This window comes from Micromonospora sp. DT81.3, assembly GCF_049847225.1.
GTDB lineage: Bacteria > Actinomycetota > Actinomycetes > Actinomycetales > Microbacteriaceae > Microbacterium.
Genome location: NZ_JBNCNY010000001.1, coordinates 219,404 through 236,072 on the forward strand (window position 1 = coordinate 219,404; position 16,669 = coordinate 236,072).

10 protein-coding genes are annotated in these 16,669 nt (G+C 69.2%); 1 reads left to right on the top strand and 9 read right to left on the bottom strand.

Annotated features, from left to right (window positions below):
* Complete coding sequence (locus ACPW96_RS01095; protein ID WP_425881696.1) at positions 1 to 1,974, bottom strand: family 43 glycosylhydrolase; 1,974 nt, start codon at positions 1,972 to 1,974, stop codon at positions 1 to 3.
* Positions 1,975 to 2,146: 172 nt separating this feature from the next.
* On the opposite strand from ACPW96_RS01095, the gene ACPW96_RS01100 reads away from it, so the two are divergent.
* Entirely contained in the window at positions 2,147 to 3,487 is a 1,341-nt protein-coding gene (locus ACPW96_RS01100) for an APC family permease (RefSeq protein ID WP_425881697.1), read from the top strand.
* 386 nt (positions 3,488 to 3,873) lie between these two features.
* Here the strand turns inward: ACPW96_RS01100 and ACPW96_RS01105 are convergent, their stop codons facing one another.
* The 8 genes from ACPW96_RS01105 to ACPW96_RS01140 form a co-directional block, all read right to left on the bottom strand.
* Complete coding sequence (locus ACPW96_RS01105; RefSeq protein WP_425881698.1) at positions 3,874 to 7,098, bottom strand: DUF6519 domain-containing protein; 3,225 nt, start codon at positions 7,096 to 7,098, stop codon at positions 3,874 to 3,876.
* A 36-nt stretch (positions 7,099 to 7,134) separates the two neighbouring features.
* Positions 7,135 to 9,174 (bottom strand): hypothetical protein, encoded by a 2,040-nt coding sequence (locus ACPW96_RS01110; RefSeq protein ID WP_425881699.1) that lies wholly within the window; start codon positions 9,172 to 9,174, stop codon positions 7,135 to 7,137.
* Positions 9,171 to 11,864: a putative baseplate assembly protein gene (locus tag ACPW96_RS01115; protein WP_425881700.1), complete on the bottom strand. Its 2,694-nt coding sequence runs from the start codon at positions 11,862 to 11,864 to the stop codon at positions 9,171 to 9,173. The genes ACPW96_RS01110 and ACPW96_RS01115 overlap by 4 nt, the downstream gene beginning before the upstream one ends.
* On the bottom strand, positions 11,861 to 14,368 hold the full coding sequence (locus ACPW96_RS01120) for a putative baseplate assembly protein (protein ID WP_425881701.1): 2,508 nt from the start codon (positions 14,366 to 14,368) through the stop codon (positions 11,861 to 11,863). Before ACPW96_RS01120 ends, ACPW96_RS01115 begins: the two co-directional genes overlap by 4 nt.
* Positions 14,365 to 14,658 (bottom strand): GPW/gp25 family protein, encoded by a 294-nt coding sequence (locus ACPW96_RS01125; RefSeq protein ID WP_425881702.1) that lies wholly within the window; start codon positions 14,656 to 14,658, stop codon positions 14,365 to 14,367. The genes ACPW96_RS01120 and ACPW96_RS01125 overlap by 4 nt, the downstream gene beginning before the upstream one ends.
* A gap of 76 nt (positions 14,659 to 14,734) precedes the next feature.
* Positions 14,735 to 15,055: a hypothetical protein gene (locus ACPW96_RS01130; RefSeq protein ID WP_425881703.1), complete on the bottom strand. Its 321-nt coding sequence runs from the start codon at positions 15,053 to 15,055 to the stop codon at positions 14,735 to 14,737.
* Positions 15,055 to 15,558 (bottom strand): phage baseplate assembly protein V, encoded by a 504-nt coding sequence (locus ACPW96_RS01135; protein ID WP_425881704.1) that lies wholly within the window; start codon positions 15,556 to 15,558, stop codon positions 15,055 to 15,057. Before ACPW96_RS01135 ends, ACPW96_RS01130 begins: the two co-directional genes overlap by 1 nt.
* Positions 15,555 to 16,667 (bottom strand): hypothetical protein, encoded by a 1,113-nt coding sequence (locus tag ACPW96_RS01140; RefSeq protein WP_425881705.1) that lies wholly within the window; start codon positions 16,665 to 16,667, stop codon positions 15,555 to 15,557. Before ACPW96_RS01140 ends, ACPW96_RS01135 begins: the two co-directional genes overlap by 4 nt.
* Positions 16,668 to 16,669 lie beyond the last annotated feature (2 nt).

Consider the following 16,669-nt stretch of genomic DNA (forward strand, 5'->3'; position numbering starts at 1 on the left):
TCAGCGCAGCTTGCGCTCCTTCACGGTCGAGACGCGAACGTAGTCGAACTCAGCGGTCAGGGACGGCGGCACCGCCGGTCCCTCGCCGTCGGGGTCCTGCAGACCGTACGCGGCCAGCGCGATCTGCGCATCCTGGCCCAGGTCATGCGTCCACGTGCCGCCCTTCACCCACGTCTGCCCATCGCTGCTGGTGTACGCCGTGTAACCGTGCGTGTCTCCGCCCGCCTCACGTTGCTCTGGTCCGGAGAGGCGCTGCACGACGATCCGCAGGTAAGTCCACTCGTCGCCGGGGGGGCCCACGACGGTGTTGCCGTACAGCGCCCAGCCCTCCGGTGCCGACGAGATCTCCTTCGCGAACTCCGTCTGACGGGTGTTCCAGATCGATGTCTCGGTGAGCTTGATGTAGTCGTCGTCGCTCCCGTACGCGAGGATGCCGGCCTGGGCGTAGTTGAAGCAGCATCCCGGGGGCACATCCACGCGCAGCTTCGTCTCGATCACGTAGTCGCCGCTGGGCGCGTCGCGAAGAAGCACGGCAGCGTTGTTCGATCCGACGTACAGATCGGCACCCACCTGCACCGGGATGCGCAGCACGCCTCCCTCCACGGTTGCCGTCGGCGCGATGTCCTCGCGCTGCCACGCCCACGCTCCGCTGAGCGCGATGCCGTCGAACTCATCGGAGTACTCGGCCAGCAGGCGCTTCGGGTCCTGCACCACGTCGGGGCGGTACTTGTGGCGGGAGACCTGCCCCGGCTGCCCTGCCGGCGCGAACTCCTTGTCGACGGAAGCGCCGCTGCCCCCGTTCACCGTCGGCCATCCGTCGACCCAGTCGACCGCGTCGAGCAATGCGGGGCGCTTGGTGAACCCGGGATCGAAGGCGTAGAACGGATCCTGCTGATCGACGGCGTGGTAGATCGTCCACCAGTCGCCGTTGGCGTCCTGGAACACGGTGTTGTGCCCGGTACCGACCCAGCGGTTGCCGTTCATCGTGAGGAACGGGGTTCCGCCTGTGAGCTCGGCGAGCAGCGACACACCCTCGCGATCGACGTACGGTCCCAGCGGATCGGTCGATCGGCCGACGAAGACGCTGTAGCCGGTCAGCGCACCGTTGCAGCAATTCGTGGCGGAGACGAACAGGTAGTAGTAGCCGTCCTTCTCAACGACGTTGGCGCCCTCGTACTTGTTGTCGATCGTGACCATCGTCGCACCGGCGGTATCGGCGGTGGCGCCGTTCGCGGTCAGCTGGAGCGTGGTGCCGAAGATCCCGCCGTTGTAGCTGCCGTAGTAGAGGATGCCCGAGTCGGTGATGGAATCGCCCAGCACGTCGGGATCGTAGGTCCACAGGAAGTCGCAGCCCCCGCCCCTCGCCCGCGGGGCGACCACGGGGGTCTCCGAGTATGTCCAGGGGCCGGTCGGGCCTGCACTGGTTGCGACGCCGATGGCGCTGTCGTTGTCGCAGTCCCGTCCGCTCACCGCGGTCGTCGTGTTCGTCACGACGACGAACATGTAGTACTTGTCGAAGGTGCTGGAGTAGACGACGTCCGGCGCCCAGATCGCCGAAGTCGGATCCGCCCAGCTCGGCAGCCCGGCGAACGCATCGCCCACGTATGTCCAGTCGACGAGATTCTCCGACGTCATGGTGGGAACCCTATGGAAGACGGGGTTGCCGGCGGCATCGACGTCTTCGTCGTTGAGCGGGTCGGTCGTGCAGTAGAGATACCACGTGGTGTCCCCGGGGCGCTGACCCTGCAGCACGTTCGGATCCGCGCAGCTCTCCACCACCCCGTCTCCGGGCACCACGGGCTGCAGCGGATTGCTGTACGTGCCGGGATTCTTGCTGCCTCGGTCGGCGCTCGCCGATGCCGAACCGACGCTTGTGCCCGCGTCTGCTGTCGCAATGCCGGCCGGAGCGGCAATCACGAGGGCCGACGCAATGGCCATCAAGGCGGTCAGACGGGTGCCACGGAACTTCTTCATCGACAGGCTCCTCCACGGTGGACGGCCGTCGCACCAGGCCCTCTCTCGATGGAGGACGTCGACGGCCTCGCCAACATGCTAAACCCGGGATCCACGTTTCCGACCGGTAAATTCGGATGCCGGAATTCGTCCAGGGGTTGCGCCGCACGGTCCCGACCGGTGAAGTAGTCCAATGGTTCAAGACATCGCCGCGACCCCGCCGAGTGCCGAACTCGGGCTCAAGCGTGCTGTCGGCACACCCCTGCTCTTCGCCTTCATCGTCGGCGACACGCTCGGAGCCGGCATCTACACACTCGTGGGTTCCATGGCCACCGACGTCGGAGGCGTGATCTGGCTGCCGTTGCTCATCGCGCTGGTCGTGGCCCTGCTGACGGCGGGCACCTACGCGGAGCTCATCACGAAGTATCCGCACGCCGGCGGTGCCGCACGGTACGTCGACCGGGCCTTCGGCATCCCGTATCTGTCCTTCCTCGTCGGCTTCCTCATGATGGCTTCCGGCATCACGACCGCCGCAGCCCTCGCGAACGCGTTCGCCGGCGACTACCTGGCCGCGCTCATCGACGTGCCCTCCGCTCCTGCAGCGGTCATCTTCATCATCCTGCTCACGTTGATCAACCTCCGCGGTGTCCGCGAGTCGCTGACGGCGAACCTCATCGCCTCCATCATCGAGGTGAGCGGGCTCGTGATCGTCATCGTCGTGGCCGGGATCGTGTTCGGCAGCGGCAACGGCGACCCCAGCCGCCTGATCGAGTTCGCACCGGATGTGGCGCCGCTGCAGGGCGCGTTCGCGGCATCCATCGTCGCCTTCTTCTCCTTCCTCGGGTTCGAGGCCGCCGCCAACATGGCAGAGGAGGTGCGCAACCCGTCGAAGGCGTACCCCCGGGCGCTCTTCGGGGCTATCGCCACAGCCGCGGTCGTCTACCTGCTGATCGCCATCGGTGCGGTCATCGTGCTGCCCCCGGCCGAACTCGCGGAGTCGACCGGACCGCTGCTGGATGTCGTGGCGGGCAGCGGCGTGCCGATCCCGGAGTGGCTGTTCGGCCTGATCGCGCTGGTCGCCATCGCGAACGGCGCCCTGCTGTTCATGGTGATGGCGAGCCGCGTCGGCTACGGCCTGGCGGAGGCCGATCTCCTTCCACACGCCTTCGCCCGCGTGCTGCCGAACCGCCGCACGCCGTGGGTCTCGATCGTCGTCGTGGCGGCGGCCACGATCGGCCTGACCCTCATCGGAGACGTCTCGACGCTCGCCGAGACCACGGTGCTGCTGCTGATCCTGGTGTTCCTCTCCGCCAACGTCAGCCTGCTGGTCCTGAAGAAGGACAAGGTCGACCACGCCCACTTCTCCGTGCCCCGGATCGTGCCCGTGCTCGCGATCATCGCCAGCCTCGTGCTGCTCGCGCAGCAGTCCGGCATCGTCTGGCTCGGATCAGTCGGGTACGTCGTTGTCGGTTCGGTGCTCTACCTGATCGCCCGCGCCGGTCGCAAACGCGAGCAGCGGGCCGCGCGTCAGTAGCCGCTCGGCAGGAGCTGCAGGAACGGGCCACTCGAAAGCCCGGAAAGCCGCGGGCCGTCGACCGACTTCGGTGGTCGCCGATCGTGGGTGCACAGCGGGTGCGCCCGCACTTGGCGACCACTGACGGATGCCGCGACGGGCCAATCGGGTTTTCGCTAGTCGCGCCGCGCGCGAGATCGATTGCGCGGTGTGTGCGCACGTTTCCCGATGTGTACGAACGTTGCGCACGGTGACGTTCGCGATGTGCGGGGTACCGCGCGACTGGCGTGCTGGGTAACGTCACCCCGCGGTGTGATGACCGGCAGCGCGGCGCCGGCACCCGAGAAGAGACGTACGGGGGCCACCGCTCGCGCTGGAGTGCACGCCGCCCCTCACGCGATGCCTCGCTAGATGAAGTCCAGCTCGAGATTCGCCGCCTCGGTGAACGCGCGAGTCGTCTCCTCCACCCGCACCGGCTGCGCGGCTCCGCCGGCCACGACCAGGGCGTCCCCGTGGTTGCCTGTTGCGATCCCGGTATCGGCCACGAGGTGAAGGACTACGAGGGGAGGCACGGGATCGTCGATCGCCGCCAGTGTGAACTCGTTGCTGGTGAGCACGGTGTGCTGCGCGAGCGATTGGCTCTCCGCACCATCCACGACGTTGTTCGTCGCCAGCAAGGTCTCGTAGGCGGTGAGGAGCTGCTCCGGTCCCTCACCCAGCGCGAACCGGCGGAGGGCCTCCAGCATGCCGGCGGAAAGCAGCAGCCGACCGAATCGGTTGTCCCGCAGATGGACCGTGCCGGCCAACCCGCCGAGGGCCCCGCCCTCCTTCAGCCTGCCCTCCAGGCGCTCACGCTCGTCGACGTTGAGCGCCTCCCCTCCCGCGAGCCCGTAGAGGCTGATGCCGCCCGAGATCTCGTTGTCCTCGACGATGATCTCGGCGAAGGTGGTGGACGCGGGGTCGGCCATGTCCTCCTGCTGCTCGTCGCCGGATCCGATCTCAAGGGCGACGAAGTCCGATCCTGCGGCCAACGCGGCGACCAGCGTGAAGATGTCCTGCGCGAGTCCCGAGGACGGCCGTTCGGCCGACAGTCTGCCGGCGAGACGATCGAGTCCCGCCAGGAACCCACTCGAAAGCCGGCGATCCCTTGCCCGGGCCTTCCTCACCATGATGGCCGCGCCGCGCCGCCGTTCGTCGACGCCCATCGCCGCGAGCTCTGTCGTGGCGGAGCGGACGATCAGGTCGAAGTCCGCCTCGTCGATGCGGTCCCACGCCGCCTCCAGCGCGGGGAGTTCGGCGAACAGCTCGCGCAAATCTCGCCCCGAGCCCCTCCCGCGCGTCCGGATCACCGAGGAACCCACGTAGACCGCCGATGCGTCGTGGATGCGGATGAGCCCCACCCCCCGCGCGCTGCCGTTCGCATGGACGTTGTCGATGCGAACCTCGGCCACTCCGCGCGTGTGGCAGACGGCCTCCCGGCTCAGCAGAAGATTGAGGTCGACCAGCCGCACCGACCGCCAACCGTCGATGAGCATCCCCCCTTCGACGCGCACCCGGGACAGTCGGCCGCACCCCTTGATCGAGAGATGGAACGGCGGCCCCTCCAGGTCTGGCACGGGGAGTTCGAGCTGGCCGACAGGGTGATCGCCCACCATCAGGCACAGGCACAGGTCGCGCTCGCCCTGATCCAGCAGGGAGCTGATCGCCTCCTCGATCGTCTCGAAGTCACCGCCTGGACCGACGCATACGCAGCAGCTGCGGTGCTCTCCGCCGCCGCTGCCACCGCCGAGGTCGATCGTGGCATGGAATCGCACGACCTGGTGCGGAATCGGGTTTCCGCCCGCGTCCAGCAACTGGGCGACGCAGGATTGCGCCGGGATGCCGGGATTCAGGCGCCACGCGCAGGTGAGGAGTCCGTTCGCATCGGTGACGGCGGCGGCCGGGATCAGCTGACCCTGTCCGGTGAAGAGCACACGTGCCCCGGGCACCGGGAACCCGCCGTTGGCGACGCGGACGGTGAGGGGCGCCGGCAGTTGCGGGAAGCCTGGCGCCTGCGGGCGCGCCTCCTGTCCGTCTCCGCCCACGTGAAGGAGCGTCGTCAGTCCCGTCAACGGCGGAAAGAGGTCGCGGCAGTCCAGATCGACCTCGACGTGCGGCGCACCCCCGACAACGGTGACGTCCACCACGGCGAGTTTGCAGAAGTGGTGGCGCACTCCGAACGGGGGAAGTTCGGCGGCCGCGGTGCCGGCCCGCGGCCACTCGATGTTCCCGGTCTCCTCGTCGACGGTCGCGGCCCTGGCAGGAAAGTCCCAGTAGTCACCGCTGATGTATGCACCTGCAGTGAACCGCACCTGGATCCCGTTCTCGACGTGGATCCAACCCGTGCCATCGGCCTGGAACGCGATCGCCCGGGCGCCGTCCCAGCGGCGCAGCTTCGGGTGTCGCTCGGGCAGCACACCACTCGCGGTCACGGCGAGGGGATCCGCCGCAGTGCGCAGGGTGACGACCAGGCGGTCGGTATCGATCGCCTCGATCTGCCGCAGCTGGCGGGGGTGATGCTCGAGTTCGATCAGATCATCGCTGAGCTCCACCCACTGGCCGGGAGCGAACCCGAGGACCTCATCCGAACCGAGACCGGCGACCGTCACCTCCAGCCCGTCGATCTGTTCGATCGCGGTGACGACCGAGCCGTTCTCCCGTGAGATGACGACGCTGGCGTTGGACGCGCGCAGTACCGCGGTGTCGGTGGGACCGAACTCGGGCAGCCGTGAGGTCAGCGTCACGACAGTACCGCTGACGTCCGCCACCTGGGCGAACGTTGCATCCATCGGGTCGGTTCCGATGCCGGTGCGGACGACCTCCACGACATCTCCCGGACTGAGGCCGCCCGCATCCGCGGCCGACAGCTCGACCTGATTCGTGGTGCCCGCGGGAAAGTCGACGACGGCCAACGGAACGGCCGTGGCGACGTCGAGGGCCGCCCCCGGCGTGAGAACCTCCACTCGATAGAACTGGTTCTCGAGACCCGTGTATCCGGCCAGCGGCGGCACGAGGCAGGGCGTCGTCGTCGACGCCTCGGGCTCGGCCCGCGCCGCCATGGCGCCCGTGGTCGTCCGAGCAGCGGGCAGCGGGTCGGCGCACGTCCAGTTCGCGGGCACCGCGCGATGTCGCGCCTGCCAGACGGTGCGCTCGCGACCGGACGTCGTCGGTCCACCCAGAGCCACCTCACGGATCGAGGGGTCATCCAGCGCGGTGATGAACCGCCGCCACACGTCCAGCACGATCGCGTATCTTCCGGGCGGCGGCGGCCAGACGATGTCGTCCTCGAAGCGATCCGGCTGCTCGGTGTAGTCGACGGTCTCCTCGTTAACGACCAGCTTGCCCGCCGCGTAGTACCGGCCGGCGGAAAGCGCCAGGCGCACCCCGTCCGGAGAGCTCACGGCGAAACCCGCCTCGCCGATCGGCCCGCCGCACCCCCCGATGATGTCGGCGGCGGCGCGCTCGTGCGCGTTGCTCAGGATGCGGTGCTCCTCCTCGAGGTCTGCATCCGTGAGGAGACGCCCCTGCTCCTGGAGAACCGCACTGTAGTGCTTGCGCGGGTCGAAGGTGCGGCGGCTGAAATCGCCCTTCATGGTGGCTCCTGTCTCTGCGTGAACGAGGAAGAACTGTCAGGTCGTGAAGAAAAGGCCGGCCTCGAGGCCGAAGCGGAGGTAGTCCACGAGCCGGGCCTCGAGATACGCCTCCCGGGGCGACTGCTGGAGATGATGCAGGGCGCCCATCTCCGACTCGTCGTCGGCGCCACGCCACACCGCGGCCGGCGTGCGACGATCGAGCTGGACGTAGCCGGCAAGGCCGTAGCGACTCGATGTCAGGACGGGACGGAGTTCGGCGGCATCCGCATCGATCGACGGCACGCACCTGTAGCGTCGCGGAGTGCGGGATCGCGCCGGGAGGTACGAGAACCTCACGCATCCCTGCTGGCGGCGGTCCACGAGCACCGGCCCAGGCCAGCGTGCCTCGTCGCCGGCCGGGACGACGGCGAGGAAGATGCTGTTGGATGCCCGCGCGAGGACCCGCGCATGCACACGGCCAAGCACCGTGCACTCATCGAATGAGACGGTTCCACCCGGGCCGGACGCGTCTGGCGACGATGCCAGAGCGATCCCCGCTTCCCCCGCGTCGACCACCGTATCCACGCACGCGATATCGGAATCCACGTGACCGCGGATTCCTCCGACGATGCAGCGGAGGAGGGACACCGACACTCCGGCCGACTCCACATCCAGACTCGGTGCTCCCGGGGCGGTCGGCAGCCCGGCGGCGTCGAGGGCGAGGCCCGGCACCAGCGTGCAGTGCCTGAGGTCCAGTCGCCCGGCGCCGGTGACGTGCACTGCCCCTCCGGCGATCAGGAGTCCGTTGATCGAGACCTCGGCATCGTCGGCGAGCGTGACCGGGAGGTCGCCCGGGAGCACCACGACGGGGCGTCGCCGATCCGCCGCTCGCACTTCGAGCGCGGCGGCCACTGCGGAGATCGCCAACATCTCCTCATACCGGCAGCTGTCGCGGATCTCGACGGTGCCGCCTGCCGGACCGAGCGCCGCGAGCGCGGCGGCGATGGTGACGTGGTCCTCTGTTCCATCCTGAGCGACGGTCGCGACAGCGCCATCCACCCGGCCGAACGTGTGCACGCGGTCGTACTCGCCGCCGCCGAGGTCGGCGCTGAATCCGTAGTGATACGACACCCGAGGCGGGTCCGTCTGAGCGTCGCCGAAGGCGACGCGGCCGAGCACCGGGTCGACGCGGATCATGCCGGCGGGTACGGGGGTGTGCGCCCATGCGCCTCCGCCGCCCGGAACGTCGCTCAGGTCGCAGACGCTCGTCGAATCCACCTCGGCGCCTTGGATGTCGAGCGAAAGTCCCGGTCCGCAGTAGGAGGCGAAGTCGTCGGCCATCAGCCGGCGGGCCAGGGGCAGCGGGACGTTGATGGGTTCGGCGGCGTGGGTGATCTCCACCTCGGTCACCGGAAGTGAGAAGAGCTGCAGCGGTGTGCCGAGAGGGTCGATGACGAACCGTTCCTCATCACCGGGAAGGACGGGCGTCGCGGGGCACTCGGTCACCGGGTACGGGCGCAGTCGCCACAGATGGATGCCGACGTTCGGGATGTTGTAGCGGCCCCTGCGCGAGGGGATCCTCCGGACTTCGGCCAGGTGGACCAGGTCGGCGGTGGCGCCGCGCTCGAACGGCGTGCCCACGAACTGCAGCCTGCTCGGGCCGCGCACGCTCACGGTCGCCTGGTTGCGCGGCCGGATGTGGTTCATGTGCTGGCTTGCGGCGAGCAGCTCGAAATACTCGACCGCCCGTGCCGGCCAGCCGGTGGTGTCGCGTGCGACCTGTTCCAGTACGGCGGCGGTGCCTTTGCGCCGCCGGTAGGCGATGGTGTTCGCGACCTCGGCGCGGGAAGTGAGGCCGGCGATCGATGCGCCGGGAAGCCCTCGCAGCCCGATCAGCTCTGCGATGTACGGGAGTGCCCAGGGTGCGGCGGTCTCGACGAACAGGTCGTCGTACAGCTGGTCCACGCCGTCGGCGACGACGGCCAGTTCGTCGGCGAGCACTTCGAGCAACTCACGCAGGGCGCCGCCGCCGGCGACATCGCGCTCGCGATAGAGAGCGGGGAGCAGTGCGTAGAGGTGGTCCACCGAGACGGTCACCAGCCGACCTCCAGTGCGATGTTCTCGGGCACGAGGGTGAGGATCTCCGCGCCGGGAACACCCGGCGGACCTCCGGCCCGGGGGGCCGCAGCGACAAGGAAGGTGGACACTCCCACCGGCTCATCGTCTCGGTGCAGGCGATCGACCCTCACCGCGTCGACGCCGGCGACCTGGTGGATCGCGTGAACCAGCTCGCTGAGCGAGACGCCCTCGCCGAAGGTGCGGGCGGCGAACGAGTAGCGCTCGAGCAGCCGAGCGGAGACTGCGGCGCGGACCCGGTCGGGCTCGTAGTCGGCAGCGACCCTGAGCAAGCCCAGGAGCGAGAAGGTCGCAGGCTGGAAGTCCGACAGGTCGAGTCGCACGCGGGCGTCGCCCACGGTGCGCAGACCGGTGCGCAGATTGTCGAGCAGCGATGAGCCCGGGCTCGTCGGTCGTCCGTCGGCCGCGGCCACCGTGACGAACACTCCGCGGCTGGATCCATCCCACGTCCATGTCGAGGAGGCCTTGGCGATCCCGGCGAATTCCGCGGAGAAGTCGGCATAATCCTGCAGTGAGACGACGCGCCCGAGGGTGAGCACCGACCGCGGCGCGTTGGTGCGCGCATCCTCGCTCTGCTGGCCGTCCTGTGCACCGCCCGCCGGAAGCGGGTTCGTGACCGACTTGAGACCCAGCGGCCTGGTCAGCGCCTGACTGATCTGGTCGGCGCGGGCCGCGCCGGCCATGCCCAAGCCCGCCCGGTAACTGGCGACGACGTTGTCGATCCCGGTGGGGAGCCGGGCGCCCGTCACCCCATCCCCGAACGTGACCGTCGTCGTGCCGATGTCGTCCTGCGCCGATACGAAAATGCGGTCCGCCGGCTTCGCCGAGAACATCGTCGGCACTTCATGCCACAGCACTCCGTTGACGCGCACCTCGAGCGTGGACTCACCGCCGGTCGCGGTCGCGGCCTGCACGTACGTGACCGGCTTCTTGCGCAGGACGAAGCGCTGAAAGGCCCTCGTACCGTCTCCGGAGCCCAGCACCTCGGCCGACACCGTCTCGCCATGGGTGGCGGCCGCCACGTTTCCGAAGATCTCGACGGGGGCGTCCCCCTGAGTGTCGTAGACGGTCGACAGCGGTGCCTCGAGAGCGATGGCATCGATCGGATCGGACTCCTCCGGCTCTGGGGCCGCCAGTGCCACGGCCGTCTCGCCGACGATCTCGTCACCGGGCTCCGCGGGGATGTAGACGACGGCGTCCGCCTCGCCCAGGATGGTCACATCGTCGCCGTCGTCGGGTCGAAGGACCCATCGCACCAATCCGCCGAGATCTGCGGATGCGTCGATCGACACCACGATGGGTGTGGAACCGGCGCCCGGCCAGATGCCGTCGACGATGGCCCCCATACCCTGCGCCGCGCGCGCGCGAGCACCCCGGATAAGGATGCGCCTGGGGACCGTGACAGCGGGCAATTCGTGCGCCAGCGCGATGAGGTCACCCGCCATCGGTGCCGTGATGCGGACCTCGGCGAGCGGCAGCGCCTCGCTGCGGAACGAGACCATCGTTGTTCGGGTCTGCGGCCCGCCGAACCCGGCGAGGTCGGTGTCGGTGCGATCCAGATGGAGCGTGCTCACGCGTGCGCTGACGGCATAGTCGGATGCGGCGGTCTCACCGACACCGTCGACCTCCGCGAGCAGGGAGGTGGCACCCGTTGTCAGGACGGCCCAGCTGCCGGGTTCGACACCTTCGTAGAGCCCGTCCAGGTGCAGTTCCTGACCGGTGATCTCGGCGAAATTCCACTCGTGTGAGGTGGGGTCGACCTGCCCGGGGCCGGGGCCCTCCAGTTGGCCCAGGACAGTCGCCTCGAACAGCAGCGGGTTCGGGGCGTTGTAGCCGAAGAGAGCGGCTTTGGCGCGCAGCGCGTATACGCCCACCCCCGATCCGTTGAGATCGATACCGGTCAGAGCGGGTGCGAAACGCACGCTGGTCGTCTGGCTCGCGGCATCCGGGACGATCCCGACGACGCGCACGGTGTTCCAGCGGCTGCTCGTCGCGGTCCAGTCGTCAGCGACGAAGAGCAGGCGGTCGCCACGGCGCACGCCGGTCGCGGCACCGGCGAGAAGCACTTCCTCGTCGCCGGTCCGGGGAATCCTCGGTTCGAGGATCCGCGGCTGCGGCCTGTTCCACGAACCGATCGCGGTGATGGTCTCGGTCGTCTCGAATGTCTGCGGGATCTCACCCGGGCCCGCAAGCGTCTGGACGCGCGATGCGGTGGGAATCGTCGACCTGAAGGGGGCACCGGGAGCCGTTTCGAGCGCGAACGCGAGCCAGGCCTCTGCGGCGACCCCGGGCGCGAGCCGGTACCCGATGAGCGACACCATCTCCGCGACGGACCGTCGCTCGGTCGCGGTTCCCAGGTAGTGCTCGTTGGCGATGCGCTCCGTGTAGAAGGTGAGGACGTCGGCCGCGACCGACCACGCGTCGATCAGCGCAAGAGAGAAGTCATCCGCCTCTCGCGTCTTGAGCGCGGCCAGCGCCGGCCGCCCCTCCCGCGTGAGACCCGCCAGCATGCTGGCCCGGAAGCGGGAGTAGGTTCCCGGGCGGTAGGCGATCGCGGCGAGTCCCGGCCGGTTGGCGATCTCGGTCGGTGTGCTGTCGGCGAGACCCTGGCACGCGGCACAGCCGCCGCAGTCCGCGTGGGTCTCGTTCATCGTCCGCCCTCCATCTCGAGTTCGATCGTTCCGTTCTCCACGAGGCTGGGATCGTTGTCCAGGCGGGCGATCTCGAGCCGACCGATCGCGATCTCCGCCACGCGCAGCGCGTCCGACCGCAGGTCGCCGCGTCGGCGGAACGTGATCGGCTCGACGAAATGGACGCCCTCCACCTCGTGCGCGGCCGCGAGGAGGGAGCTGAGCGTGACCGGCTGCCCGAAGGTGAAGCGGTCGGGATGGAAGAACGCCGGCCGGCCGTCCTCCAGCAGTCCACGGCCCAGCCTCGCGAGCACGGCCTGCGCGACGTCAGACCGGTAGTAGTCGGGCAGGGCGCACACGCGCAGCACGACGTTCAGCGCGACGGACCGGGGGCCGTCGATCTCGAGGTCGTGGCCGGCCATCCGGAACCGCTCCAGGAACGCTCGCAGGTCGGCTTCGAACGCCGCATCGACGGCGTTGCCGCCCGTGCGGTCGACAGTGAGGAAGATCGTGTGCCAGCTGCCGGTGAATCGCTGTGTGGCAACCGCACGCTGCACTTGTGGGTGACGAGCCGCCATCGTCGCGTAGTCATCCGGGGTGACCGCGCGCTCCTGGACGAAGAACGCGGCTGGGGCATCCTGACGGGTGCGGTCGATGCTCTCCGCCGCGGTGCCGCCGCGAGCCGGAACGGGGTTGGTCAGCGATTCGATCCGGGGGTCCGCAGACACCACATGAGCCAGGGAGTCCGGCCCGACGTTGCCATGGGGCCCCGTGCCGCGGCGGTAGGTCACGTCGAATACGGTGCCCGCGCCGGGACGCATCCCGTACTCACCGTCGCCGAACCGCAGCCGCGCCCGCCCGTCCGCCTCGACCTCGGTCACGAACTCGGCCTGGAACGGCCCGCTGGCGAGCAGATCGCGCACCGGCTGCCATCGACGGCCGTCGCCATCATCGAGGCGGACCTCGGGAAGGACGTGCCGGGCCTGCCACGTCATGGCGGCGGTCGCGGATGCCTCCGGGTCGAACGACGCCCAGGCCCGCGGGTCCTCGCCGACCAGCGACCGGCCGATCGTGCCGGCCATCGTGAGGTCGGCATCGGGGACGGCGAGAGCGAACCGCGCCGGTCGCGGGCGGGGCTCCGGCACCTCGCAGCAGCGCGTGACGGCGGGGTACGCCAGGCGCGGGTCGGGGTCGGGTACGGTCGCGGCAGCGGCGGCGAGCACGGTGAGGCCGTGATCGGCGAGCGCGATGTTGCCCAGGCCTGCACTCACGTCGACGATCAGCCGGTCCTCGGCTCGGGCCGACAGGCAGAGCGGGAAAGGCAGGGCATCCTCCTCGTGCCACGTGATCTCGGTGACGGGCACCGCGGCCGCCTGCACGGGATCGGTGAACTGCCCGCCGAGCGGGTCCTCCGTCGGGTCCACGGTCCTGAGCCGGACGGCATGCCGGTGATCGGGATCCGCATCCGCTGGACTGCCCGACCGCGGACCGAGACGTTCCACGAAGACCAGCACATCGTCGGGCCCGATGGGAGGGTGACCGACGAGCGTTGCGGCGGTCGCCCCCACAGGCAGCGAGCAGGAGTCCTCCCCCCAGGTGTAGAAGAAGACGTCGTTCCGCCCGGAGTCGAGCTCGAGATCGTGCATCGTCTCGAAGACGGTCGGCCCGGACGCCATCGCCTGGCGAAGTTCCGGCGACCCGGGCGCCACGTGAGTGCTCAGTGCCGGGATGCTGGTCAGCAGCTGCGTTCCGGCCGGGACGAGAACCCCCGACTGACCGAATGCGGCCCGGATCTGCACCCACGTGCGGGCGTTGCTCCCGTCGTGGGTGCGGTAGTCGACGAGACGCGCATGCCGGCGGGCCGACGTCCTACGACGCGCGGTGAGCAGGGTCGATTCCATTCCGGTGGCATCGAGTTCGTAGCTCACGTGATCGGCGGAGTAGGCCAGCGCCTCGACAAGCGCCACCCCGAGGTCGGCCGGGTTGCGCTCCCTCCACTCCGGGGCGAGCACCGACATCCTGTCGAGCATCAGACGGCGGAACCCGGAGTAGTCCCTTGCGAGATAGTCGATCTCGGGAGCGTCCTGCGCGGCGGGCGGGCAGAACGGCTCCTGGACGCAGTCGAAGTCCGCGGGGCACTCGATCTTGAAGGAGAAATCGACCTGGGACAGGCGCGGGTCCATTCCGGGAATGACGCCGCCGGAATCCGTCACCAGCGTCAGCGAATAGATCGAGAAGTCGCCGGGCCGGTCGACCCGCACCGTCAGCATCGCGCCGGTCCAGCCGACGGCGATCGCCCGGATGCCGACCACCCGCACACCGCCGTCGACGGAGACGTTCCGCGGGCCGATCGCGAGCAGTTCCGCCGACGGGGGGTTGATCAGGTGCACCTCGAGGATGCGCTGCCGGTCGGCATCCGGAACGTCGGGTCCATCGACCACCTCGAGATAGTCGATGCCGTTCGACAGTCCGCTCCCCCGGACCGCTTCGCTCCGGTTCCTCGTGCAGCACGCGCAGGTCGTCATGCGCTCACCGGCCCGGCGATGGTCTCGACGCGACGCTCCTGAGTCAGACGCACCACATATTGCACCGTCACCTGGAGTGTGGCGTCCTGTGCTCGAACCACAACACCCTCCAGCTGGATGACCTCGCCGAGCCACTGGTTGAGCGAGCCCTCGACGCGGGACCGGGTGGCCGCGGCGAGCGCCTCGCTGTTCGGCTCGAACACGAGGCCCAGCAGGCCGGAACCGAAATCAGGACGGTTGACCCGCTCGCCGGGGGCGGTGAAAAGCACCTGCTCGACGAGGTCTCGCACGTGATCCGTGTGGCCGGTCGCGGCGGTTCGCCCGTCGGACCCGAATGAGAACGGGTGATCCAGAAAAGTCATGGCATCACGTCCCCTGAACTCTCATCTGAGTGGTGACGACGCTGACCGGGGTGCCGTTGGGTGCGCAGACCGCCTGGCTGTCCTGCAGCAGGACGGGAGCGCCGAGTGATCGCACCCTGGTCGCTCCTGTGGTCCACTGGGCGGTCACGCACGGCATGGGCGAGCCCCCGGCGTTGAAGGGGCATCCGCTGACGGTGTGGGGGGCGGTCGCGGTTGTGATGGGCTGGCCACCGGCTCGCACGCGAGGGCTCGGCTGCGCGGCAGCGGCCCGGCCGCCGTGCGAACACAGCACCGTCGCGCCGGCATCGAGCAGGAAGCCCGGCATCAGGTCACCTCCAGGGCGCCGCCGTTGATGGAGACCTGCGGGCCTTGCAGGGAGATGGTCGATCCGGAGCCGTTGTCGATCTCGATGCCGGTCGCGGTGAGGGCGATCTTCTGACCGGTCGACGTCGATATGGTTATGCCTCCGGCGCCCGGCATGTCGTCCACGAGGATGCTGCTGCCGCCGTCCGTGCGCAGCAGGATCTTCCCCGACTGCGGCGGCGTCAGCACCTCGGTGGGAACCTCCGCGGCTGAGCCCCACCAGCATCCGCTCCAGATCGGGAAGTCCGGGTCTCCATGCTCGAACTCGATCCAGACGCCGGCGCCGTCGGCCGGCAGTGCGAAGAACCCCATCCCGCTGCCCGCGAAGGGCACGCACGGCATCGCCCAGCCGCTCGGCCGGTCGCCCATGACGTCTGGGACGTTCGCCTGGATGCGGCCGATGGTCAGCGGATCGTTCGTGCTCGTGACCACGCCTCGGTACTTGCCGTAGAAGGGCCCGCTCATGTCCGCACCACCGGTGTCGTGGTGCCCAGACCCTCGCGACTGAGGCGGAACTTCTGCGTGTACTCGCCACGGGCGAGCTTGTGGGTGACCGCGTCGACGAGATACAGGCCGTCGAGGCTGAGCCCGGCGCCGCGCACGCCGACCAGCCCGCGAGGGCGCAGGATGTGCCCGTATGCCGCCGTGTCCACTTCGCCGTCCCCGGTCACGGGATTCGGGGTGTTGCTGGCGGCGGCCAGGGCTGCGATCGCGGCGCTGGCCGCGTTGCGGTTGGCGGTGTCACGGATCTTCTCCTTCCGCAGGGCCGGCGCGGGGCTCGCCGCGAGCGGCGGGAACTTGAGAGACGGGAGCGCCGGAATCGGGATGCTGAGCTTGAAGATCGGGTCGACGAACACGCCCTCCGGTGCCACCGGTCCGAGCGCGTCGAACGAAAAGGTGAGGCTCTTGACGTTCGACATCGCGCCCATGTCCCGCGTCAGGGCCGGCTGCGGGAGACCGAGCCGGTTCTCCGGCCCCCAGTACGCGGTGTTGACCCCGATCGTGACGGGCTCGATGTAGAAGACGAAGCCGTTGCGCTCCGCCATCCTGTTCAGATACGCGAGGTCGGTCTCGTGCTGCCGCGGGGTGCGCTCCACCTGCAGCGGGACGTCGGTCGTCGGCGTGACCGCGGGGACCAGTCCCACTTGCGGGTACGCGGCGATGATGCGCGTCGCGATGACCGAGTCCGGCTGATTGTCGAACGGCTCGTCCTTCTCCTCGAGATCCATCGTCGATGACAGATCCCGTCCCGTGATGCTGAACGTGCCGTCGCCCCCCGCCGAGACCTCCTGATGCGTGATGACGCCGTCGAGCAGGATCTGCGGCACGATCCCCATGGCCACTCCGACGACGATGCGGTTGCCGGGCGTGAAGAGCGGCTCCCGAAGCAGCGGATAGTCGAGGGTCTGGTCCTTGACGAGCCGGAAGACGACTTGAAGTCCGTCGCCCTTCTCGCGATCGGTCGTCACCTCTACCGACTGCAGCGCCTGGAGCACTCCGGCCGGCGCGGGGCGCGGCATGGTCTGGCCCATCCATACGATGAGCCGGATCCCCAGTTCCCCGCCGAGTGCCATCG

Excerpts from the sequence above, each read along its gene's own strand:
- ACPW96_RS01095 (WP_425881696.1), bottom strand. The coding sequence starts at position 1,974 with ATGAAGAAGTTCCGTGGCACCCGTCTGACCGCCTTGATGGCCATTGCG.
- ACPW96_RS01100 (WP_425881697.1), top strand. The coding sequence starts at position 2,147 with ATGGTTCAAGACATCGCCGCGACCCCGCCGAGTGCCGAACTCGGGCTC.
- ACPW96_RS01105 (WP_425881698.1), bottom strand. The coding sequence starts at position 7,098 with ATGAAGGGCGATTTCAGCCGCCGCACCTTCGACCCGCGCAAGCACTAC.
- ACPW96_RS01115 (WP_425881700.1), bottom strand. The coding sequence starts at position 11,864 with ATGAACGAGACCCACGCGGACTGCGGCGGCTGTGCCGCGTGCCAGGGT.
- ACPW96_RS01120 (WP_425881701.1), bottom strand. The coding sequence starts at position 14,368 with ATGACGACCTGCGCGTGCTGCACGAGGAACCGGAGCGAAGCGGTCCGG.
- ACPW96_RS01130 (WP_425881703.1), bottom strand. The coding sequence starts at position 15,055 with ATGCCGGGCTTCCTGCTCGATGCCGGCGCGACGGTGCTGTGTTCGCAC.
- ACPW96_RS01135 (WP_425881704.1), bottom strand. The coding sequence starts at position 15,558 with ATGAGCGGGCCCTTCTACGGCAAGTACCGAGGCGTGGTCACGAGCACG.
- ACPW96_RS01140 (WP_425881705.1), bottom strand. The coding sequence starts at position 16,667 with ATGGCACTCGGCGGGGAACTGGGGATCCGGCTCATCGTATGGATGGGC.